The organism is Leptospira bouyouniensis (assembly GCF_004769525.1).
Lineage (GTDB): Bacteria > Spirochaetota > Leptospiria > Leptospirales > Leptospiraceae > Leptospira_A > Leptospira_A bouyouniensis.
The window spans coordinates 177,617-199,908 of sequence record NZ_RQFT01000012.1 but is presented as its reverse complement, the minus strand read 5'-3'; the positions used below and the strand labels follow the sequence as shown (position 1 = coordinate 199,908).

Sequence of the window (22,292 nt, the reverse complement as noted above, 5' to 3'; positions counted from 1 at the left end):
ATCTTGTTCCAATATCACTTGTTAATGCAAGTCCATTTTTTTTTCAAAACCATGTCACAAATTGCCCCCTCCAATCGTCTTGGGAGTGAGGTAAGATATGAAAACAAAGATCGTGATTTTAGGTGCGGGTTATGCAGGAATACTATGTGCGAATCGTTTGGAAAAACAGATTAAAAATGTAGAGATTTTTTTAATATCAGATTCAATTTATTTCCAAGAAAGAATTCGTTTCCATGAGTTTGCTTCAAAATCCACTGAAAAGAAACACACTATCCAAAATTTAATTAGAAAAAATATCAACTTGCTAAATGGAAAAGTCACTTTAATTCAACCAGAATTAAACCAAGTCGTCATTGAAACAATTAATGGAGTGATTCAAATTGATTATCATTATTTGGTTGTTTCGATTGGAAGTTCTGGTATTAAAAAACTAACAAAAGATGAAAATTCAATCCAATCTAAAGAATCTGTAAACAAATTCTTAATTGAAAAAAAACCAGAAACTGTGAATCATTTATGTATCTTAGGTGGAGGGCTTACTGGGATCGAACTTGCAACAGAATGGAAAGAAAAATTCCCGAAATCAGAAGTAACAATTGTTGATCAAAGTCAGTTTGGAAAATCGTTTTCAAATTTAGGAAAACAACATTTATTAAAAAAATTTAAATCATTGGGTATCAACATCGTTGATTCTGCTAAAATCAGAAACATAAGTTCTGGAAAAATCAGTTTTTTTAACCACTCTGAACTTTCATATGATTGTTTGATGAATTGTACGGGCTTCATCACAAACCCACTTCTAAAAGAATCTGGTTTCCATACAAACGACAAAAATCAGATTTATGTTGATTCATTTTTACGATCAATCCAATACCAAAATGTATTCGTTGCAGGTGACTCGGCAAAATTAGAACATTCATCATTACGAATGGGATGTGTCACAGCTTTACCGATGGGTGCCTACGTAGCAGATACAGTTTCTAAAACAATTCGGAATCAAAATTTAACTCCATTTGCATTTCAATTTTTTGGACGTTGTGTATCACTGGGTAGGAATGATGGACTCATACAATGGACTTTCGAGGATGATTCGCCTAAAGAAAAAGTGATCACGGGAAAACTTGCGGCCATCATCAAAGAGTTAGTAAACAAATTTACAATATTTTCGCTGAAAATGGAAAAACGATTCCCTTTTCGATTTTACTTTTGGCCCCAAGGTAATCTTTTAGAAAAATCTGATTATCAAAAAAGGAAGATTTGGCGACAAGGAGAGTCATAAATTGAACGATTTAGATTCCTTTCTTGAATGGAAACCATATTTATTTTCCATTGCTTACCGCATAACAGGTAGCTATGTGGACGCAGAAGATATTTTACAAGAGAGTTATCTTCGATGGCTCTCCGTAAATCAAAACAAAGTCCTAAATCCAAAATCATATTGGGGGAGTATAGTAGCAAGGCTTGCCTTCGATTTGCTAAAAAAAGCATCTAGGAAAAAAGAAACATACATTGGTCCTTATTTGCCAGAACCGATTCCTGAAAAGTTGGAAGGAATTGATGAAGAAAAAATAAATTTTGCATTTCTTGTTCTTTTAGAAACATTAAATCCATTTGAACGAGCTGTTCTGATATTAAGAGAGTCATTTGATTTCGATTTCGACTCAATTTCCAAAATCATCGGAAAAACTCCAGATCACTCAAGAAAAATTCTGAGTCGAGCCAAACAGGCATTAAAACAGAGGAAAAAAAAATTCGAACCTGACCCAAAATTACATGCAAAGTTACTGATGGAATTTAGTCTTGCTTGCGTAAAACAAGACACTCAAACACTAACAAAACTTTTAAAAGAAGAAGTTGTTGCTTATTCAGATGGTGGAGGCAAGGTACATGCAGCAAGGATTCCAATACCTGGAATTGTTCGAGTCATAACCTTTCTAAAACAAACTTCAAAAAAAGCAACTGCATCCTCGGATGTTTACTTTGGATATGCAAATGGAGAACCAGTTTTAGTTGGTTATGGGAATGATGGATTACCGAATTTTGTCCAATTTATATCAATCGATGGGAATCAAATTAGCAAAATTTATACAATTGCCAATCCTGATAAATTGAAAGGATTCCAAAACTCAGAACACTTAAGAAAATTAGGATATATACGAAAACCAAATTTAGTCTATTTTTTACTCTTATACTTGCAGAATAAAATCAAAGCTTTTTTAAATTAGAAAACAGGAAGCTTTCATTTCTTATCGTCTGATTGGATTTAGATGATAGAACCATTGATCCTTAGAGCATTGATACCGTTTCTAACTTTCTGTTTGGTGGGATGTTTTTCAAATCAAAATCCAATTCCTCCAAATGTAGTTTCTGGAGTCATTGATTTAAGAGATTGGGATTTTGATAAAAATGGAAATGTTCCATTGAATGGAGAGTGGAAAATTAAATGGCAACAATTCGAAATTAAAGATACTCAAAGTAACACTTATACAAACATTCCCGGAAATTGGACTAATAATTTTAAGTCTTCTTATCCTAATGGATATGCAACACTGCAAATCAAAATTTTGGTAAATCCGAAAACAAAGTTTTTATACCTTCAGAATGGTGTGACGAGAAATGCATTTAAAATTCTAATTGGGGATGAGGTAATTTATGAATCTGGAAAAATTGGGACAGATACAAACTCAGAAATTCCAAATATCAGTATCCAAACCGTTTCCCTTCCATCAATTTTAGATGGAACTATCGACATCAATTTGCAAATCTCATGTTTTCATTATCACGTGTGTGGGGTCGCTACGCCTTATTTAATAGGAACACATAATGGAATCAACAAGTCTTTTTTTGAGGCAACCAGTCGCGACATTTTAGTTTTAGCATCGCTTGGCACACTTGCCTTTTTTCATTTTGTTTTATTTCTTTTTTGGCGGGATGAAAAAACACATCTATATTTTTCTTTTGTATGTTTCCTTTCTTCCATTCGCCTAATTAGTATAGGTGAAACTCGTCTGATTTACAATTACCTACCCATGGGTTTATATGAATTAATGGTTCGGATCAATGGGATTACGTTTACATTATTATACCTCGCCTTTGTCAGGTATGTACAGGAGATACACCCTGAAAAAAAATACAAATTCATATATAGAGCCAATTACATAGCCGCATTAATTTTGTTATTCGGAATGCCATTTCCAACAAATATTTATTCTCAAATCCAATCATACCATTTAATACTTTCTTTAGTTGGGATTTTTACACTCATGATTCCAATCATAAATGGAGTATTGGTTTCTAAACCAGGGGCAAAATTCTTTCTATTTTCCCTTATTTCAACAATGTTACTTTTTTCACTCGATATCCTAACTGAATTTGCCAAAAAAGGAACGGCTTATTTAGCACAATATGGGTTCTTAGTTTTTGGATTGTCTCAGGCATTTTTCATTGCAGATCGTATGATTCAAAATTTCAAAAACAAAGAAAAACTTAGGCAAGAAAAGGAAAGAGCTCTCGCTGAGGTAAAATTTAAAACTGCATTTTTATCAACGATGAGTCATGAAATTCGAACACCTTTGAATGGAATTTTAGGTATGACCCAAATGTTTGGGCAAACAAATTTAACAGAAGAACAAAAAGAATATTTAAACTTAATCCAATTTAGTGGAGAAAATTTATTACTTCTAATCAATGATATATTAGATTTAACTAAACTCGAATCTGGGAAATTTGAATTAAGGCAAGAACCAATTGAATTAAATAAATTTTTAAGTGATATTGTTCAATTGTTCCGAACAAAAATTGATACGAATCATGTGAAAATAGAGTTAGTAACAAAACAGAATATACCAACCAATATCATCACTGATGCAAGAAGATTCACTCAGATACTTTCAAATCTTTTGGGGAATGCAGTCAAATTCACTGAATACGGAACTATCTCTCTGATTGTGGCACATGAACCTATTGATACGATAAATAGTAAACTCATCATTGAGGTAAGTGATACAGGTATAGGGATTCCTGCAGAAAATATAAAAGACCTTTTCCAGCCATTTATGCAAGTGCACTCTCATTTATCTGAAAAAACAAATGGGACTGGTCTTGGACTTACGATCACCAAAAAAATTGTAGAAGAAATGTCTGGCACCATTTCAGTTTCATCAGAACTTGGAAAAGGTTCTGTCTTTATCGTAGAAATTCCAATCACAAAAACAATCAACGAAATTGCAACTAACAATGAATTTCCGAACCAAAGGATATTAAGATCCGATGAGTGGGAAAAAAATTTGGCAGAATCATTTCCGACAAAAATATTGATAGCAGATGATGATCCAATCAACATAAAAGTTTCTAAAATGTTCCTTAAAAAATTAGGTTATCCTGCCCTAATCGCAGAAAATGGAAACCAAACTCTAAAGGTTGTAGAAAAAGAAGAGCCAAATTTTATTTTATTAGATGTGCAAATGCCCGACATCGACGGTATTCAAGTGACACAAAGAATCAGAAAAAATAAAAATCTGATAAAACAACCAATTATCATTGCGCTCACAGCAAATGTCATGGAAGAAGATAAAGAAAAATGCCTAAAATCTGGGATGGATGATTTTATGACAAAACCACTCCTAATGCAAGATTTGGTTTATATGATCAAAAAATGGTCGAAGGAAAAATAATTAAATCATGGAACATTCATTAGTAATTGGCGCAACTTCGGATATCGGAATTTGGGTGGCAAACTCATTGGCAAAAAGAGGCCATTCCCTGACTCTCACAGGAAGAAACAAACAAAAGTTAAATGAATTAAAAAACAATATCACTTCAAAATATAATACTTCTGTTTCCATATATATATTGGATATCACAGAGATGGAAACTTTTGATTCATTTGTGTCTAAATTCAATGATATACCAAACCATACTTTTATTCTTGTTGGTTATTACGAAGACCAAACACAAACTAGAATTGATGTGAAAGAATTAGAAAAAACCATTCAAATCAATTTTACAGGTGTGGCAGCATTGGTGAATCGAATTTCACTGGAATTAGAAAAGAAAAAATCTGGCACGATTACTGTTGTCAGTTCTGTTGCAGGTGAGAGGGGCCGAAAACTAAATTATGCATATGGAAGTGCTAAAGCTGGTTTAACGACCTTCCTTTCCGGATTACGCGCGTTATTGTATCCAAGTGGTGTTCATATTGGTACAATACTTCTTGGACCCGTATATACTAAGATGTCTTTTGGTCATAATTTGATACCATGGTTGACATTACATCCCGAAGAAGCAGGTGAAAAAATCGTAAAAGCTGGTTTAAATAAAAAAGACCAAGTTTATATTCGTTGGCATTGGTCTCTTATTATGTTTGTTATTCGAATGATTCCGGAATGGATCTTCAAACGACTTCCAGCTTTTTAAATTTCGAACAGTTGCTATTTCGATTCAAGGGTAACTGATATAATTCCAAATGGATTGGAATCCGTTTGTCATTGGACAACTATGTAAAACGGAAGCACTCATTCCATTACAAGCAGTAGTTACCAAACGTTTGCTATTCCCAAATGGAGAACCTACGCTCGTGTTTGTAAGTGTACCAGTCATATTAAATTGATTTAACCAAACATCCGTTACCTGGTTTGCATTTCCACTAAAATTTGCGACTGTATCATTTTCATGGATGAGTCCGTAATAAGAACCTGCTGGAGCAACTTGTGTATTCGCGAACCAAGAAGGGATGGATCCAAATTGTAAACTATAATCAGAAACACCACTATAAATAGAAACTCTACCCACGTTTCTTATTTTTCCATGAAAGGCGGCATGCCCACTCCCTTGAGAATGTCCGCCAACATATACATTGGGCCAATTAATGGTACCACCAGTTAAATATGTATCCCAACCATCGCCGGGATAAGTTTTAGCGAGATACAATAACAATGACAATAATCTCCCTTCAATTGAATTGTTTGTATCAACAGAAACATAAGAAGAAACTTGAGCTCCTGTAACAACTTCGTTCCTTAAATTTTCAAAACAACTCGCATCATTTCTCGCGGCACCTTGGTTACAAATTGTATTTACAGCTTCACTATTTGGATAACTTAGACCGATGACATGGTAACCACGTGTTGCACCTTGTTGTAAAATTGCGCCAACTTCGCAAGGGGTAGAACCTGTTCCCGGATAAAACACCGACAATATATTCTTTTTTGTCACACCTGATTGAGGAGGATATACTTGATGAGGGTTGTTGTCAGAGGTTATACTTGTTGATGTGATGGATGGTTGGATTTGGTAACGAATAAGACTTCCAACACTCCCATTCGAAGGGAATGTATTTTGTCCTACACATGACCTAATATACAAATTCAATGTAAGGAATGTCAGCAAATCTTCGTCTGTATTCTCTTCCTTTTTGCAGAATACCAAACATGGAAGAAGGAATACGATGAAAACAGAACGAACAAATTGAGAATAAACGATTCTATGAGATAAATTGAATTTGAGAAAAAAACCATTCATACCTTGGATAAAATCAATTCGAATGATAGATTGGCAATCCTAATCTGAATAAAAAAATCCAATGGATAAAAAACCCTTAGATTGCCTTACGATTAAACAATATGATTTAACTTTAGGATTCCATTTCGTTTTCCATTCGTAAACAAAAACCAATTGAATGAAAAAGAAATGAATCATTTGATCAATTGTTCTGAATTCGTTTTCATTCCTTTCAATTACCTTTACAATAGACACTCATTCTGCTACCATAGAGTTCACGGAACGATTAAACACTCAATCGTCTGGGATTTCTAAGCTCACCTTTTCCATGCTAAACGCTTTTTATCTAGGTTCCCCATTTTTTCCCTTTCCCTAAATCATTCAAAAAAACATAAAAATTCTAAATCGACGAAAGTGAATCAATTGGAAAGATTGGTATGTTGCCTGTATGACCGACCCACAAACTAGCCTCAGTAAATTCCGAAGTTTGCTTCATATTTCATCTATTCTCAATGCAAACTTAGATTTGCACCAACTGCTCCCACTCATCATGTTATATTCCAAAGATTTATTAGAAGCGGAAGCAAGTTCCCTTTTCCTTTTGGAAAACGATGAATTTTTATATTGCGAAGTAGCTTTAGGAGAAAAAGGAGAAATCATTCAAGAATATGCGAGGCTTGAATTGGGGGAAGGGATCGTTGGTATGGTCGCCAAAGAAAAAAAACCAATCGCATTGGAAGACGCATACAAAGACCCACGGTTCAATCCTAGCATGGACAAACGGACTGGTTTCAAAACCAAGTCACTCATTTGTGTACCACTCTTTGTTGAGGAAAGACTTATCGGAACTCTTGAAGTCATCAACAAAACCAATGATCGAATTTTTAATGATGCTGATTTAGAATATTTGATTTCCCTCTCGGAAGTTGCAGCCACTGCCATTCAAAATGCCAATACCAAAGATAGTTTGGACAAACGAATATTAGAATTGTCGTTACTTTATGAATTTGAAAAACTTTCCGTTTCCGAAAAAAGTTTAAACGAACTTGGTAAGTGGATGTTAAATAGAGTTTTGGAATATTTGGGAGCTTCTTCGGGAACCATATATTTAGCAAATACAACCAAACAAGAGTTAGGAATTCTTGCAGCAAAAGGAATCCCGGAAGATTCCTATGACCAAATCAAAGTTCCTTTTGGGAAAGGTGTTGCTGGATGGGTTGCAGAAAAAAAAGAAAGTTTACTCATCCATAATTTAGATTTGGACCCGCGTTATAATAAACTCTCACCCTTCCGTTTTGAATCTAAATCTTTAATTTCAGCTCCACTCATTTACCAAGACGAACTTTTGGGTGTGATCAGTATCAATAACAAACTCTCAGGATATGCGTTCCAACATTCTGATTTGGATCTTCTCACCAATATTGCCGCCCGTTTGAGCAACACGATTAAAAATGCCCAGCTTTTCCACCAAATTGTGGATACAGGGAAGGAATTGAATCGTGCCAAAAACATCATGCAAAAAATTATGCCTTCAGTATTACCTGAATCAAGAGAGCTAAGTTATGGAGTTTCACACATCCCTCTCGAACAAGTGGGTGGTGATTTTTATGATGTCACAGAAATTGACAAAACTAAGTATTCGATATTGATAGCGGATATTTCAGGGCATGGGCTTTCTGCAGCTGTTCTTGCGGCGATGTCGCATATGGTTTTAAAAAACTTTGAACCAGAAATCAAACAAAGCCCGTCTTTGTTTTTAACCACACTCAATCATATGTTGTTTGGAAAACTTGCTGGTAACTTTCTGACAGCATTTTATGGGATCATCAATTTAGAGGAAAATACTATTCTTTGTGCCAATGCAGGCCACCATGCACCTTTTTTACTCAAAGGAAACAGCGATAATGCAACTCCTTTGGATGTAAAAGGAAAAATCCTTGGTCTCATCCCTGATTTATATTATGAGGAAAAAACTTTTTCCTTTGGATCTGGCGACCGATTGGTTTTGTTTACAGATGGGATCACCGAACACATGTCAAAAGACCATAACAAACGTTATGACGACGAGTTATTCCAAAAAGCCATTACAAAAGGGAAATCAAAGTCAGCCCAAGACTCTGCCAATTCACTCATCCAAGAAGCAAAAGATTATGTAAATTCCAATGAGTTTGCCGACGATGTAACCATTCTGATAGTAGATAGAAAGTAAGTTAAGTCGTTACAAATTTTAAATCTAAAGGTAAAGGTTCGGAAAAGACCGGATCAATTTTATAATTTGCCGCGACAAGGAACATCAAATTTACATTTAAAGTTCAATGGATTCATTCCCTTTGTTCCGTAAGGTTTCGAGTAATTCTGGATTTTCCAAACAGTCTTTTGCTAAATCTGCCTCAAAAGCTTCCACTAACATCCGTAAGGATACATTGGAAGTTTCATAATTCACTCCCCCATCTACGGAATCAGAAAATATAGGAAGAACAATATAAAATGGGATCGTTAACCAAGAGATGATTCTTCTTCCTTGGATGGGATATGAGTAATCACGGAAGATTTTTTTGTCTTCTCTATCCATAAGAGTGAAGGTGACATTCGAATGGGTTTCGACAAACGATGGGAAAATACCAAGGGTCAGTAAAAACATCAGTGCCGAAATGCCAGCAGTATCGGTTCCTGTTTTAGTTGTATAGGTAAGATTTAATTTGGAAGAACGGCTGAGTTTGAAAAGTTTTGATTTTGCGAGTTCAAATTCCAATGCAGGGGAATTATACAAATTGGCTTTGGGATTTTCTTCCACTCGAATGAGATGAAAGCGAATTTTATCCCCAGTGATTTTGTCTAGGTCAGGAGCTTGCGAGTTCGATTCGTTTGCGAGTGCAAAATAATGGAAATTACAAGAAACACAAACGAGGAGAATAAAAGAGAAACCCAACCGAAAATATAAATTCATATGTTAGGTTACTTTGCCATAAATCGAAGACTTCTGCAAGCGGATTTCCGCACAAGGGGGAGAAGTGGAAATCCTTTCGCATAAGCGAAAGATTGCAGCGGATCACCCGGTCCCTTTCCGTTAGGAAAGGGATGTGCCCCCGATCCCTTCACTACGGTAGTTTTCTTTGTACTTCACATAATTGTTTGCAGTGCGGGTGATGATCTCTCGGTCTTTGTCTGTGATGTCTCGAATGATTTTGGCGGGACTACCCATAATGAGAACTCCAGGTGGGATTTTTTTCCCCGGTGGGACAAGGGAACCTGCTCCGACAAACGACCATTCACCAATCTCCACATCGTCCATGATCATAGCCCCCATCCCCACAAAACTATGATCGCGGAGTGTACACCCGTGAATGGTAGCGTGGTGGCCAATGGATACATAATCCCCAATCGTGACAGGATACAAATCTCTTGCCACATGTACGAGAGTCATGTCTTGGATGTTCACATGTTTGCCAATCGTGATGGTATTTACGTCACCTCGTAACACACATTGGAACCAAATAGAAGACTCTTCCCCGATACTCACCTTTCCCAGTACATCTGCGGAAGGTGCCACCCAGGACGAGGGGTGGAGGGATGGTGTGTGGCCTTGGAAAGAACGGATCATACTTGCTACACATCGGGGTCCAAACGTAAACTCAAGGTCTTTTCGTTTTTTCCGCTTGCGTTTTTACCTTTAAGTAAGTTACGGTAGTCTTAGATTCAAATGGGATCTCACTCCTCAACAACGCAATTTTTCTCTAAAAACCTGCTAAGGAAAATTTCATGGCAATAGACATCAAAGTCCCCGAGATGGGGGAATCCGTAACCGAAGCAACCATTAGTGCTTGGACCAAAAAAGAAGGCGATGCTGTTAAAGTAGACGAAGTGCTCGCCATTTTAGAAACAGACAAAGTCTCATTAGAAATTCCTGCTCCAACCTCAGGGGTATTAAAATCCATCTCTAAAAAGGTGGGAGATGTTGTCCATGTGCGTGACATCATCGGTGCTATTGAAGAAGGTGCAGTGGCTTCGGCTCCTGTTAGTTCTGGTAACCCCGCTCCAAAAGCAGAAACGCAAAGCCCACAGCCTAACACGGGAAAAGTGAATGAGGAACTACCTCCTGCTGCTCGTAAACTTATCGAAGAAAATAAATTAGACGCCTCAAAAATCACGGGCACTGGTCGCAATGGACAGATCACAAAAGAAGATGTGATCCTTTATATGGAAAAAGGTGGTGCAAATTCCGCACCAAAAACATCCACTTCATCAAGTCCTGAAATACCGAAAGCGGTCGTTGTGTCGGCAAACTCAGGTCCGAGAGAAACGGTTGTGCCGATGACAAAACTCCGCCAAACGATTGCCAATCGATTGGTGAATGCACAACATACCGCAGCCATCCTCACGACATTCAACGAAGTGGACATGTCGCCGATCATGGACCTCCGTAATAAATACAAAGACAAGTTCAAAGAAACTCATGGTGTCGGTCTTGGGTTCATGTCTCTTTTCACAAAGGCAGCTGTGGCAGCTCTCAAAGCCTTCCCTGCCATCAATGCAGAGATCCGTGGTACTGACATTGTCTATAAAAACTACTACGATATCGGAGTGGCAGTGGGTGGACCTAAAGGACTCGTGGTACCGATTGTTCGAAACGCCGACTTACTTAGTTTTGCTGGTGTGGAACAAGAGATCGCAAGGCTTGCAGGGAAAGTGAAAGACGGAAAAATTTCACTCGAAGATATGGAAGGGGGAACCTTCTCCATCTCCAATGGTGGTGTTTATGGATCGATGATGTCTACACCAATCCTTAACCCTCCTCAATCGGGAATCCTTGGAATGCATAATATTGTAAAACGTGCAGTCGTTGTGAACGACCAAATTGTGATCCGCCCGATGATGTACCTCGCGTTATCCTATGACCACCGAATTGTAGATGGTAAGGAAGCGGTGCAGTTCCTTGTGAAGATCAAAGAAATGGTAGAGGATCCAACTAGACTCCTCTTTGAGGTATAGGCACAAATATGGAACAATATGATATCATTGTGATCGGTGCAGGACCCGGTGGGTATGTGGCGGCAGTGCGCGCAGCCCAACTTGGTAAAAAAGTAGCCATCATTGAAAAACGAAAAACACTCGGTGGGACTTGTCTCAATGTAGGTTGTATCCCATCGAAAGCCCTACTAGATTCTTCTGAAGAATTTCATAAAACAAAACACAAATTAGCTGATCACGGTATCTCCGTTAAAGATGTCAAAATTGATATCGCAAAAATGATGGCTCGTAAAGACAAAGTAGTGAGTGAAGTGACATCCGGTGTTGACTACTTGATGAAAAAAAACAAAATCACTCGTTACTTGGGTCATGCTAGTTTTGTTTCCAAAACTGAAGTATCAATTACCGCAGAGGATGGGAAAAAAGAATCCATTAGTGGAACCAATATCATCATTGCCACAGGATCCACTCCTATTGAAATCCCTCCGCTACCTGTAGATGGTAAAAACATTGTGACATCTGACCATGCCATTGGTTTTGATTCCGTTCCCGAACACCTCATCATTGTCGGTGCGGGTGTGATTGGTCTTGAACTCGGATCGGTATGGTTACGACTTGGTGCCAAAGTGACTGTGGTAGAACTCATGCCACGCCTATTTGGAACCGCTGACCAAGCGATGGCAAGCCTTGCGGAAAGACTTTTAACCCAACAAGGGATTAACTTTCTCTTTGAAACCAAAGTGCATGGTGCTAAGGTGAAAGGGAAAAAAGTGGAAGTGGAAATTGAGGGCAAAGACGGCAAAAAAACAATTCTCGAAGGAGACAAGGTCCTTGTTTCCATTGGCCGTCGTCCGAACACCGATGGGCTAGGTGCCAAAGAAATTGGAATTGAGATGACAGACCGTGGTCGTGTCAAAGTAGAACCAAACAAATTCCAAACGAACATACCGAATATTTATGCCATTGGTGACGTAGTAGATGGACCGATGCTTGCTCACAAAGCTGAAGACGAAGGCATTGCTGTGGCCGAACTCATTTGTGGGAAGTATGGCCATGTAAATTACAAAGCCATCCCTTGGATTGTGTACACTTGGCCAGAAGTGGCTTGGGTGGGGCAAGGTGAGGAAGAACTTAAGGCCAAAGGGATCGAATACAAAGTTGGTAAATACATGTTCAAACCCAATGCTCGTGCCAAAGCAATGAACGAAACCGATGGACAAGTAAAAGTCCTCGCTGACAAAAAAACGGACAAATTGCTTGGAGTTTACATCGTTGGACCACGGGCATCGGACATGATCGCAGAAGCAGCCATTGCGTTTGAGTTTGGTGCCAGTGCAGAAGACATTGCTCGTTCGACACATGCACACCCCACTCTATCCGAAGTCCTCAGGGAAGCGGCAATGGATGCTGATGCAAAATGGTCCATCCATTCATAATGGAACAGTTGTTTTGTTGTTTTAGGGAGAATATATGACAACCGATCAGATGATGAGTTTATACGGCGATAACGTTGTATTATTGGAAGAGTATTACAAACAATTTAAGGAAGATCCTTCTTCTTTAACCAAAGATTGGATCGATTTTTTCCATGATTTGGAACGATCTTCCGTTTCAAACAATGGTTCGAATGGTGGTGGCTTTAATGGGAACGGGTATGTGAACTACACCTCTACCGAACACCGAAAAGACTCTTCTCTCAGCGATTTTGGGATCATCAACCTTCTCAATGCTTACAGAAGGCAAGGTCACTTGGCTGCAAACCTCGATCCACTAGGGATTAATAAACCTAACCGCGAATTCATTGATCTCAAAATCAAAGCCCTCAAACAATCCGATTTAGATACAGAAGTAGATTCTGGTATTGTGAATCTCGGAAAAACAAAACTAAAGAACGTCATCGATTGGTTTGAAAAAACTTATTGTGGTTCCATAGGTTGCGAACACTACTATTTGGTAAATGATGAGGAACGTGAATGGTTACAAAACCGAATGGAACCACTCGCAAACAACGAACCTATCAACAAAAAGACCGCCTTACGATTGTTTGAAAAATTATACCAAGCTGATAGTTTTGAAAACTTCCTCGCTAAAAAATTCGTAGGAAAAAAACGATTCTCTCTTGAAGGGGGAGAAACTATGATCCCTATGCTCGATACCCTTGTGGAAGAAGCGGGTGGTCATAAAATGGATGCTCTTGTGATTGGGATGGCACATCGAGGACGACTCAATGTACTTGTGAATATCATCCGTAAACCTGCAGGTCTTATCTTTGCTGAGTTCGAAGAAAAACTAAACCCAGGACAACTTGGTTATGCCGACGTGAAATACCACCTCGGGTATTCGAACAATGTCATGACACATTACGGAAAAGAAGTCAAACTCTCCCTTGCCTTCAACCCTTCTCACTTAGAAGCCGTAGACCCAGTGATTTTTGGATCCGTTCGTGCCCGCCAAGAAATGGCAAAAGATATAGACCGATCGAAATTTATGCCTGTTGCCATCCATGGGGATGCTGCCTTTGCAGGGCAAGGGGTTGTAGCGGAAACTCTCAACATGATGAACTTGGAAGGTTATACTGTTGGTGGAACTTTCCACATTGTAATCAATAACCAAATTGGATTCACGACACTTCCAAGCGAATCAAGATCTACTTTGTATGCAACTGACCTTGCCAAAGGATTCCAAGTTCCTATTTTTCATGTAAACGGTGACGACCCAGAAGCAACATATAGAGTCACAAAACTCGCGTTAGAATACCGTCAAAAATTCAAAAAAGATGTCATCATTGATTTGATCTGTTATAGAAGACTTGGTCATAACGAAACCGATGAACCAACTTTCACACAACCACAGATGTATGATATCATCAAAAAACATCCTAAAACCATCAAAATTTACGAAGAGAAGTTGTTGCAACGCGGCGACATCACTCAGGAAGAAATTCAGTTTATAAAAGATGGAATTGCCCAAGGTCTTGAAGATTCTTTCCAACAAGCAAAAGAAAAAGACACTCGCATCACAGTGGATACACTTGGTGGAGTTTGGTCAAGGTATACAAAAGAACCATTGGATTCCGATGTCCATACACAACTTTTGCAACAACAGTTAGGTGGGATCGTCAAAGCAGTTACAACTTTACCAAGTGGTTTTACAGCAAACCCAAAACACATCAAAGTTTTGGAAGACCGAAGAAAAATGGGTGCAGGCGAACTTCCTATCGATTGGGGTTTTGCCGAGTCTCTTTCTTTTGGTTCTATTTTGGAAAATGGATTCCCTATTCGCCTTGGTGGACAGGATGCACAGAGAGGAACTTTCTCTCACAGACATGCAGTGTTGTCTGATATCGTGAATGGAAAAAAACTTACCCTTCTCAATCACATCAGCGACAAACAAGCAAAGATTGAAATTGTAAACTCTTCTCTTTCTGAATACTCTTGTCTCGGTTTTGAGTATGGGTATTCACTAGCAGACCCAAATAGCCTTGTTATGTGGGAAGCACAGTTCGGTGACTTTGCAAACAACGCACAGGTGATCTTTGACCAATTTATATCCAGTTCGGAAATCAAATGGCAAAGAATGTCGGGGCTTGTTTGTTTATTACCACATGGATACGAGGGTCAAGGTCCCGAACATTCGTCTGCAAGGTTGGAACGTTTTCTCCAACTCTGTGCACTCGACAACATCCAAGTGGCAAATCTCACAACACCGGCACAGTATTTCCATATCCTCCGCCGACAAATCCTTCAAAGTTTTAGAAAACCTCTCATCATCATGACACCGAAGTCATTGCTTCGTTTGAAAGATGCAGCCTCAAGTTTAGAAGACATCACAACTGGTGCCTTTAGGAAGATCCTTCCTGACCCAGTGGCAAAACCAGAAAAAGTGGAAAAATTACTTTTCTGCTCTGGAAAGGTATACTATGACTTACGTAAGGCGATCGATGCACAAAAATTGGAAAACGTAGCTGTCGTTCGGATCGAACAACTTTACCCTTTCCCTGAAAACCATATCAAACAAATGATCACAAGTTATGGAAAACTGAAAAAATTTGTATGGGTTCAGGAAGAACCAAAAAACCAAGGTGCTTGGTTCTTTGTTCGTGACCGAATCGAAGCAGTGATGCCAGAAAACAAACGCCTGCATTATGCGGGTCGTTCTGAGTTCCCAAGCCCTGCATGTGGTCATGTGGTCACTCACCTTAAAGAACAAGAAGACCTTGTAAAGGATGCATTGTCCTAACGTCTGAAAACAAACGATTCACAAAACAGTAGAACTATTTGTGACTTCAAACAGATAGTTCTCGTTCATATGATTCTTTTGTGACAATAAAAAACCCCAAGAATTTTTTGGGGTTTTTTATTTGATCAATCACTGAAAACATTTTACTTTGCCGATTCTTTTCCATTGACACATGGACAAACACTTGTTATTTTACTGGGAATGAAACGAAGAATACTCTCAAAAGGAATATTACTTTCAATTTTAGTAGTTTTGAATGTAATTTCACCTCTTTATTCACAAACACCCACACATCGATTGGATTATCCCATTGGATTTTACCAAGGTGGATTTTATTTAAACTTGCAGGGTGGTGAGACTGTTTATACGGGAGGTAGTCTTCAAAAAAGGGAAGCCTCCCTACAAAATTCCATCAAAACTCAAACCCAACTCGGCATTATGCCAGTTCGATTGTTAGGATCATTGAATGTCCCACAAGTGATTCCTATCTCAGATGGAAAGGTGGAACCGGGAAGGACTGGACGTGTATTTTTTGAGTATGGTCTCACTGATCATTTGGGAATTTTCATCTCCTATGCATCAAATTCTGTCAAAGGAGAACGGTCTGAACAATTTATATTCTCAGACCGGAATAGTACCACAGGATTTACACCATATTTAGAATTTGCCCCCACCAAATACACGCTATACAAAGACAAAGTATATGGACTTGGACTGAATTATCATTTTTTAACTAAAAATAAATTTGATCCTTATATAGGACTTGAATTGGGACTTGTCAATTTTAATGCTTCTTATCGTTCCATGGGTTATACAAATCTTTATCTTCAAAGTTTAATGGCACAAGGTACGGGAATAAGTGGAAGAGCTGCACTTGGAATTAATTACTACCTTACTCCTGAATTTGGATTTTCGTTTGAGCTCCATGGTATGAAACGAATGTTAAAATCGAACCAATTCTCAAGTGAAAACTTTGACCAAGTTGGTTTCCAATTTGGTGTTATCTTCAATTTAGATAATATCAGCAAAGACCAAAGATGAAGTTAAATTCTGCTATGATTCGTTTCATCATCTTGTTCTGTTCTTTAATCTTATTACAAAATTGTCGATTAGGATCATTGTATCGAGAGGATAACTATCCTGGAAAACTTGGAAAAGCAGAAGGAACGGTTGAGGGTAAGGCATGTGCTTTTTCTTATTTGTATTTATTTTCAACAGGGGATGCAAGTATCGAAGAAGCCAAACGAATTTCCAAAATTACGAAAATTCGTTCTATCGATATCCAAGTGCATTCCATCCTTACATTTGTTGTGATTAGGCATTGCCTCATTATGACTGGGGAAGTGTCATCATGAAAAAAACATTGTTTATCATACTCTTTTCCTTTTTCTCGATTTCATGTTTTTACGGAGAGGTTTACAAACCACTGCCAGGGATGCTCTACACAAACATACATTATGATGGTGACTTTGATCCTGAAAATAATGTGAAAGAAGATATCGTCGCATCTGGATGTGTCCAACACTTTCTTAGATTGTATTCATGGGGCAATGCAGGTGCTGGTAGTATTGCCAAAGAAAATGGAATCATTAAAATTTCATATGTAGACCACCATTTAGTCGAATTTTTGTTTCTCTATGGGAAGTACTGTACCTATGTCCATGGCCAAAAGAATTAATATCTTATTCTTACTTTGTTTTGTTTTTTTAAGTCTGGATTGTATTCCGGAATACCGTGTTCCCTTTGTCTCTCTAGTGATTAACGAAACACATAGTTCAAGAGATGGAACTCAATATGGAAATCCTGGGATTGCAGGAAGTCTTGCAGAAGGTAAAGTTTTGAAGGTGGGTCGCTCTTGTACGACTTCTTATTTATACGTGAATATGTACTATTTCAAAAGAGGTGGAAACATACGAGATGCAGCCGAAAAAGCAGGGATTAAAAAAATCTCAGCAGTTGAATATGCAAACAAAACCTTATTTGGTATATTGAATGAAGATTGTGTCCAAGTTTGGGGAGAATAAAAAAACTATCTAAGCTCTTCTGATGGTAACATAGATTCCAAAGTCTCACTCAAAACACCCTTAGAAACATTCGCATCATAATCATATAGATGTAGATTGATGGTGGGTTCTGGAATTTTTTTTCTGGCATTTTTTGGTTGTGGGACCGGATTTTTCCCAAGAATCAAAGTTAGGTGATTTTTTAAGGAATTATAAAGGAGTTTTCGAAAGTGGAATCCAACTGGTAAAACAGAATCTAATTGGTTTGTCTCTGGATCAAATAGATAAACCAATTTATGGTCTTTAGAATTCAAAACCCCATCTAAGTTACTATCTTCTGTTACAGCAAAAATCAAAATTTTCTTTTCAATTTGTAAGTTATCTTCCTTTGGATCGTCGATTGTATTCAAAACTGCTTTTTTAGAAAATTCCCCGACAAAAAAATCCCAAATGTATACATCGTGTGGAAAAAGTTTTTTAATCTTACCATCTTTTAAACTGATGGAATATAAATTTCGTGCGTGGGATAAAATCCCATCGGGACCAAACCCACCTGATTCAGTGACAAGACCATGTGGGTAGATAAAGTATTGTTTCCAATAGATTTTCCCATTCCCATCTTCTAAATCTAAAGTATCTGTGGGTTCTGGTGAGGTGTCTTTTTCTTTTGACTCTGGAGTTTCCACAGTCACTTCATACCCACCACCATCATAGAGGCGCCAACTTTTAGACAAACTAAAAGTTAACACCGCAAGGATGAGTAAAAAGAATAAAAATACTCCTACCCGAATTTTTTCCATTACTTACTAGCGTTATACGCCTTGATTGCGCTTAAAACTTCATCCATTTCGGAATTTGTCATATAAGCAAACAATGGAAAGTTAAGAACTGATTTAGAAATCCGACGAGCATTTCCGTCTTTTCCAAATCGTTCGATTAAGTATGGTTTTGCACCAGGTTGGTCAGACATTGCACCAGGGTAAATATTACCAAAACCAATGCCTTTTTCCTTTAAAACGGCCTCAATTTTTGGTCGTACTTCAGGATCCACAAGTGTTACGTTACAGTATCCATTTTCGTCATACCCTTTTGGTGGTTGGATCACACCAATTCCAAGTCCAGGTAATTCCTTATAATAGATGTTTTGTGATGTTTTACGGGATTCGATCCTCTTTTGTAAGTGTTTCAAAGATAGATTAAGGAAAGCTGCTTGTAAGGAATCAAGTCTTGAATTCCAACCAACAAGGCCATGTTCATAATGCGATGTCCTTCCATGATTTACAAGGCGGCGAGTGACAACAGATAACTCTTCATCGTTTGTAAACACTGCACCACCGTCACCAGCCGCACCTAACACCTTCGCTGGGTAAAAGGAAGTTGTGGAGATAAGTGCATCTTTATATAGAGATTTACCATTGTGTTTGACTCCGAAACACTGAGCCCCGTCTTCAATGAGGGAAACGTTTTTTTCCTTACAGAACTTTCTAAGTTCTTCAATTTTGGATGTGCCCCATCCATATAAATGTACAACGAGTGCTGCCTTTGGTTTTACTTTTTCCACAGCTTCTTGGAAAACTTGGAAATCCATTTGTAAATCCACAGGATTTGTATCCACAGTGTAAGGATCTCCACCCACATTCACAACCGCTTCAAAGGTCGCCCAAAACGTTGAATCAGGCAACAAAACTTTATCACCTCTACCTACTCCAACAGCACGTAACGCCAGTTGTAAGGCATCAGTTCCATTGGCACAACCAATCGCATACTTGGTTTCTGCCCAAGTGGCAAGGTTTGTTTCTAAATCTGTGACTTCATTTCCGCCAATGAACTGAGCATTTTCAGACATGGACTTTACTTTTTCATTCCAGGTGTCCAAAAATCCTGGTTCAAAACGTTTGATATCTATAAATGGAACTGCCATTGTTCGCCCTTTCTTTTACTTATTTGCAAATATTTGATGAAGCCATTCATTGAACTCTTTTGAATACAAAGTCCAAAGAAAAAATAATGCCCAATACAGAACCGTCCCATATGCGAGTGTTGGGATCAAGGTTTTACTTAAATTATTGGATGCGGAATAATAAATTCGAATGAGTACAAGAGGCCATAAAAAAAACAAAAACACATAGATTGAATTTCCCATCGCTGAAATCCACTGTAAGGCTTCTGCTTTTGGATTTTCTTTCCATCGAGTAACACCAAGCCAAAACTCTGGAAAAAATTGAACCAAGTAAAAACAAAATACTAAAAAGAAAAAAAACTTCCAATGGGGCTCTAAATCCCGACGGAAAAAAGTGAGAAGCAGTCCCACAAACCAAATGAATAAAACGGGAAAAGCAAGGGTTTCCAAAAGTGTCATATTGGTTTTGTTTTTGTCTCCACAAGTCTTTCTAAACAGGAAATGAGTCCTGTAGGATCCGCACACCCCTTTCCTGCAATCCCAAATGCCGTTCCATGATCTGGGGACACACGAGTGAAATCCAGACCTAAGGTTATGTTCACACCCTTCTTTCCTTCAAGCAATTTAAAAGGGATGAGACCTTGGTCATGGTATCCCGCCAAATACAAATCGTACGGTTTGGCACCAGGTAAAAAGGCAGAATCGGCCGAAAGTGGTCCTTCCACTTTTAGCTTTGCTTTCTGCAATAGGGAAACCCCTTTTTTGAGAATGGTTGTTTCTTCTGTTCCTATTTTCCCCCCTTCTCCGGCATGAGGGTTAAGGCCTAAATAACCAACAGAGGGATGATTTAAATAAGGAGAAGATTGAATGGCACGAGTTAGTCCTTTCCAATCGAACCGTTTTAGTTCTTTCACAACATCTTTTAAAGGAACATGAGTGGTTAGAGGAATCACATTTAATTTCTCACCTGCCATCATCATAAACGTTGGTCGTTTGTAAGCTTCTGCCAAGGTTTCCGTATGACCTCGAAATCCTTTGACCCCAGCTCTCACTACCCATTCCTTCGAAAGGGGGAGTGTGATGAGATCCGCTCCCATTTCTTTTTGGTAATCGAGAGCGGCAAGCAGTGAGTCATATGCCATTTTCCCTGATGCACTGGAAGGTTTGCCAAGAGCAAAGGTTTTAGATTTTCCCTGCCCCTTCCATGTGAGAGAATAAAAGCCGGGGCCATCGATGGGTTTGTTTAGGTTTTGCAATGAGGGAACCGTTTGGTTGTGGGACCCTCGGATAAGATAAATTCGGTGGTGTTTTCCTAAAGACTGTAAGAGAGGGAAGGCAGACTCCAAAAGTTCGTAATTGATACTCGTGGGATCCCCTTCCGAAATGAGGATGGTTTTCAATTATTCTTTGGCGTTTGGTTGTTTCCCAAAAATCTTTTCGACACTGAGTGAATCCTTAGAGTATTCCAATTCAATCAGATCCTTGGCGCTATGTTTGAGGTCATTCGAAATCATACAACGACCTTCTAAAATCACACCATTTTGGATAATGAGCTCTGGAGTTTTGATATCTCCGAGGATTTTGGAAGTGGGAAGGAGCATTACCCTATTTCTCGCAGTCACGTTTCCAACAATAATCCCTTCTACGATGACACTCGCGGCTGTGATGTTGGTTTTGACCTTTCCTGTTACACCGATATAAAGGTGTTCGGCTTGGAGGGATTTTCCCTCGAATTTACCGTCAATTTTAAGAGATCCATTGATGAAGAATTTACCATTGAAGTAAGAATTCTCGCCAATCGTTGAATTGGTAACTTCGGTCTGATTTTTGACTAATGCCATGCGTTTGCGAATCCGTGTATGTGATTTTTCACAGTGTCTTCGTTCCCCCTAGGAATGAAAAGGTTTTTTTAACCTCGAAAAGACGGGAGGCGAATCAAATCACATGCTTCTTCGGCAAATTCTTCAAATTCGCGGAGTCCCTCCATGATCGATCGACCTTCTAAAACAGTCGCTTTTTCAAACCGAGGGTTGAATTTGATTGGTTCTTCCATGTTCATGATGACATTGTTCCCTTCTTTGATGTCACGATTCACAGCCACAAGGAAGTCGCGAAACTTTCCTAATGTTTCAAAGGATTCTGCAATGAAAATCCTAGATTGTTTGTTCTTCATACGAGAGAGCTGTTCACGAAACTCTTGTTTGTCTGCGGCAGCATATTCTTCAATCGTTTCTACAAGGATTTTCATATTACGACGAAGGTTCTCCATATATTTAAGAACTGAGTCACGCTCCGTTGCATGCGAATAATCAAATTTAATATGACCATCTCCAAGGATAGGAATGTATTCCAAATCCATAATATTAACAAGGGTCCCAATTTGATTGATCTCACTATCGTTGGAATTGGGTGAAATTTTCATCACGGGGTATTGAGAGATGACTTTGTGTTTGAGGCTTTCTGGATTTTCTTCTCTTGTTTTGGCATTACGCATGGTTTGTTCTAAATTATCTGGAATTCCATCAGGTGAAACTTCCTGCATGCGTCTTCTATATCGTTCTATGTCATAGGCAACACGTTCTTTTTGAAGATCGTTTTTTGCATTCCTTTCGATTTTCTCCAAATTCCTTAGCATTTTTTGCAATTTGGAGAGTTCCATAATTTGTTCTTGCGAAAGAGGCATC

General features: G+C 38.4%; 21 protein-coding genes. 12 read left to right on the top strand and 9 right to left on the bottom strand.

Going from position 1 to position 22,292, the window contains the following annotated elements:
• Nucleotides 1-97: 97 nt before the first annotated feature.
• Genes EHQ43_RS15155 through EHQ43_RS15140 form a run of 4 tightly spaced genes read left to right on the top strand, consistent with a single transcriptional unit; the run spans nucleotide 98 to nucleotide 5,415 of the window.
• Complete coding sequence (locus tag EHQ43_RS15155; protein ID WP_135771624.1) at nucleotides 98-1,279, top strand: NAD(P)/FAD-dependent oxidoreductase; 1,182 nt, start codon at nucleotides 98-100, stop codon at nucleotides 1,277-1,279.
• 1 nt (nucleotide 1,280) lies between these two features.
• Nucleotides 1,281-2,225 (top strand): sigma-70 family RNA polymerase sigma factor, encoded by a 945-nt coding sequence (locus tag EHQ43_RS15150; protein ID WP_135771623.1) that lies wholly within the window; start codon nucleotides 1,281-1,283, stop codon nucleotides 2,223-2,225.
• A gap of 42 nt (nucleotides 2,226-2,267) precedes the next feature.
• Nucleotides 2,268-4,673 (top strand): ATP-binding protein, encoded by a 2,406-nt coding sequence (locus tag EHQ43_RS15145; protein WP_135771622.1) that lies wholly within the window; start codon nucleotides 2,268-2,270, stop codon nucleotides 4,671-4,673.
• Between the two features lie 7 nt (nucleotides 4,674-4,680).
• Nucleotides 4,681-5,415, top strand: coding sequence for an SDR family NAD(P)-dependent oxidoreductase (locus tag EHQ43_RS15140; RefSeq protein WP_167481803.1), 735 nt, complete (start codon nucleotides 4,681-4,683; stop codon nucleotides 5,413-5,415).
• 24 nt (nucleotides 5,416-5,439) lie between these two features.
• Here the strand turns inward: EHQ43_RS15140 and EHQ43_RS15135 are convergent, their stop codons facing one another.
• Nucleotides 5,440-6,519, bottom strand: a complete 1,080-nt coding sequence (locus EHQ43_RS15135; RefSeq protein ID WP_244242837.1) for a BPSS1187 family protein — start codon at nucleotides 6,517-6,519, stop codon at nucleotides 5,440-5,442.
• 427 nt (nucleotides 6,520-6,946) lie between these two features.
• On the opposite strand from EHQ43_RS15135, the gene EHQ43_RS15130 reads away from it, so the two are divergent.
• Nucleotides 6,947-8,707, top strand: coding sequence for a GAF domain-containing SpoIIE family protein phosphatase (locus tag EHQ43_RS15130; RefSeq protein ID WP_135741425.1), 1,761 nt, complete (start codon nucleotides 6,947-6,949; stop codon nucleotides 8,705-8,707).
• 96 nt (nucleotides 8,708-8,803) lie between these two features.
• Here the strand turns inward: EHQ43_RS15130 and EHQ43_RS15125 are convergent, their stop codons facing one another.
• Together EHQ43_RS15125 and EHQ43_RS15120 are read right to left on the bottom strand one after the other, a co-directional pair.
• Nucleotides 8,804-9,445 carry a hypothetical protein gene (locus tag EHQ43_RS15125; RefSeq protein ID WP_135741424.1) on the bottom strand — a complete coding sequence of 214 codons (642 nt, stop codon included), beginning with the start codon at nucleotides 9,443-9,445 and terminating at the stop codon, nucleotides 8,804-8,806.
• 120 nt (nucleotides 9,446-9,565) lie between these two features.
• Entirely contained in the window at nucleotides 9,566-10,099 is a 534-nt protein-coding gene (locus EHQ43_RS15120; protein WP_135754730.1) for a gamma carbonic anhydrase family protein, read from the bottom strand.
• 158 nt (nucleotides 10,100-10,257) lie between these two features.
• On the opposite strand from EHQ43_RS15120, the gene odhB reads away from it, so the two are divergent.
• The 7 genes from odhB to EHQ43_RS15085 all read left to right on the top strand — a co-directional run bounded on the left by odhB (nucleotide 10,258) and on the right by EHQ43_RS15085 (nucleotide 17,729).
• Nucleotides 10,258-11,487: a 2-oxoglutarate dehydrogenase complex dihydrolipoyllysine-residue succinyltransferase gene (gene odhB / locus EHQ43_RS15115; RefSeq protein WP_135741422.1), complete on the top strand. Its 1,230-nt coding sequence runs from the start codon at nucleotides 10,258-10,260 to the stop codon at nucleotides 11,485-11,487.
• Nucleotides 11,488-11,495: 8 nt separating this feature from the next.
• Complete coding sequence (gene lpdA, locus EHQ43_RS15110) at nucleotides 11,496-12,902, top strand: dihydrolipoyl dehydrogenase (RefSeq protein ID WP_135741421.1); 1,407 nt, start codon at nucleotides 11,496-11,498, stop codon at nucleotides 12,900-12,902.
• Between the two features lie 34 nt (nucleotides 12,903-12,936).
• The gene (locus EHQ43_RS15105; RefSeq protein WP_135741420.1) at nucleotides 12,937-15,705 is read left to right on the top strand and encodes a 2-oxoglutarate dehydrogenase E1 component; all 2,769 of its coding nucleotides are present in this window, start codon (nucleotides 12,937-12,939) and stop codon (nucleotides 15,703-15,705) included.
• Nucleotides 15,706-15,906: 201 nt separating this feature from the next.
• Nucleotides 15,907-16,746 carry an outer membrane beta-barrel protein gene (locus EHQ43_RS15100; RefSeq protein ID WP_135741419.1) on the top strand — a complete coding sequence of 280 codons (840 nt, stop codon included), beginning with the start codon at nucleotides 15,907-15,909 and terminating at the stop codon, nucleotides 16,744-16,746.
• Nucleotides 16,743-17,060, top strand: a complete 318-nt coding sequence (locus EHQ43_RS15095) for a TRL-like family protein (RefSeq protein ID WP_135754726.1) — start codon at nucleotides 16,743-16,745, stop codon at nucleotides 17,058-17,060. Before EHQ43_RS15100 ends, EHQ43_RS15095 begins: the two co-directional genes overlap by 4 nt.
• Nucleotides 17,057-17,383 carry a TRL-like family protein gene (locus EHQ43_RS15090; RefSeq protein ID WP_135771621.1) on the top strand — a complete coding sequence of 109 codons (327 nt, stop codon included), beginning with the start codon at nucleotides 17,057-17,059 and terminating at the stop codon, nucleotides 17,381-17,383. Before EHQ43_RS15095 ends, EHQ43_RS15090 begins: the two co-directional genes overlap by 4 nt.
• Nucleotides 17,361-17,729, top strand: a complete 369-nt coding sequence (locus tag EHQ43_RS15085) for a TRL-like family protein (RefSeq protein ID WP_135771620.1) — start codon at nucleotides 17,361-17,363, stop codon at nucleotides 17,727-17,729. Before EHQ43_RS15090 ends, EHQ43_RS15085 begins: the two co-directional genes overlap by 23 nt.
• A 5-nt stretch (nucleotides 17,730-17,734) precedes the next feature.
• On the opposite strand, the gene EHQ43_RS15080 is transcribed toward EHQ43_RS15085, so the two are convergent.
• The 6 genes from EHQ43_RS15080 to EHQ43_RS15055 all read right to left on the bottom strand — a co-directional run bounded on the left by EHQ43_RS15080 (nucleotide 17,735) and on the right by EHQ43_RS15055 (nucleotide 22,291).
• A complete protein-coding gene (locus EHQ43_RS15080) occupies nucleotides 17,735-18,508 on the bottom strand; it encodes a hypothetical protein (RefSeq protein ID WP_135771619.1) in 774 nt (257 codons plus the stop codon).
• On the bottom strand, nucleotides 18,508-19,629 hold the full coding sequence (locus tag EHQ43_RS15075) for a DegT/DnrJ/EryC1/StrS aminotransferase family protein (protein ID WP_135771618.1): 1,122 nt from the start codon (nucleotides 19,627-19,629) through the stop codon (nucleotides 18,508-18,510). The genes EHQ43_RS15080 and EHQ43_RS15075 overlap by 1 nt, the downstream gene beginning before the upstream one ends.
• A 15-nt stretch (nucleotides 19,630-19,644) precedes the next feature.
• Complete coding sequence (locus EHQ43_RS15070; RefSeq protein ID WP_135741413.1) at nucleotides 19,645-20,067, bottom strand: hypothetical protein; 423 nt, start codon at nucleotides 20,065-20,067, stop codon at nucleotides 19,645-19,647.
• The gene (locus EHQ43_RS15065; RefSeq protein WP_135771617.1) at nucleotides 20,064-21,008 is read right to left on the bottom strand and encodes a PdxA family dehydrogenase; all 945 of its coding nucleotides are present in this window, start codon (nucleotides 21,006-21,008) and stop codon (nucleotides 20,064-20,066) included. The genes EHQ43_RS15070 and EHQ43_RS15065 overlap by 4 nt, the downstream gene beginning before the upstream one ends.
• The gene (locus tag EHQ43_RS15060; protein ID WP_012388052.1) at nucleotides 21,009-21,449 is read right to left on the bottom strand and encodes a bactofilin family protein; all 441 of its coding nucleotides are present in this window, start codon (nucleotides 21,447-21,449) and stop codon (nucleotides 21,009-21,011) included. It abuts the gene before it with no gap.
• Nucleotides 21,450-21,517: 68 nt separating this feature from the next.
• Complete coding sequence (locus tag EHQ43_RS15055) at nucleotides 21,518-22,291, bottom strand: hypothetical protein (RefSeq protein ID WP_135741411.1); 774 nt, start codon at nucleotides 22,289-22,291, stop codon at nucleotides 21,518-21,520.
• Nucleotide 22,292: the final 1 nt, after the last annotated feature.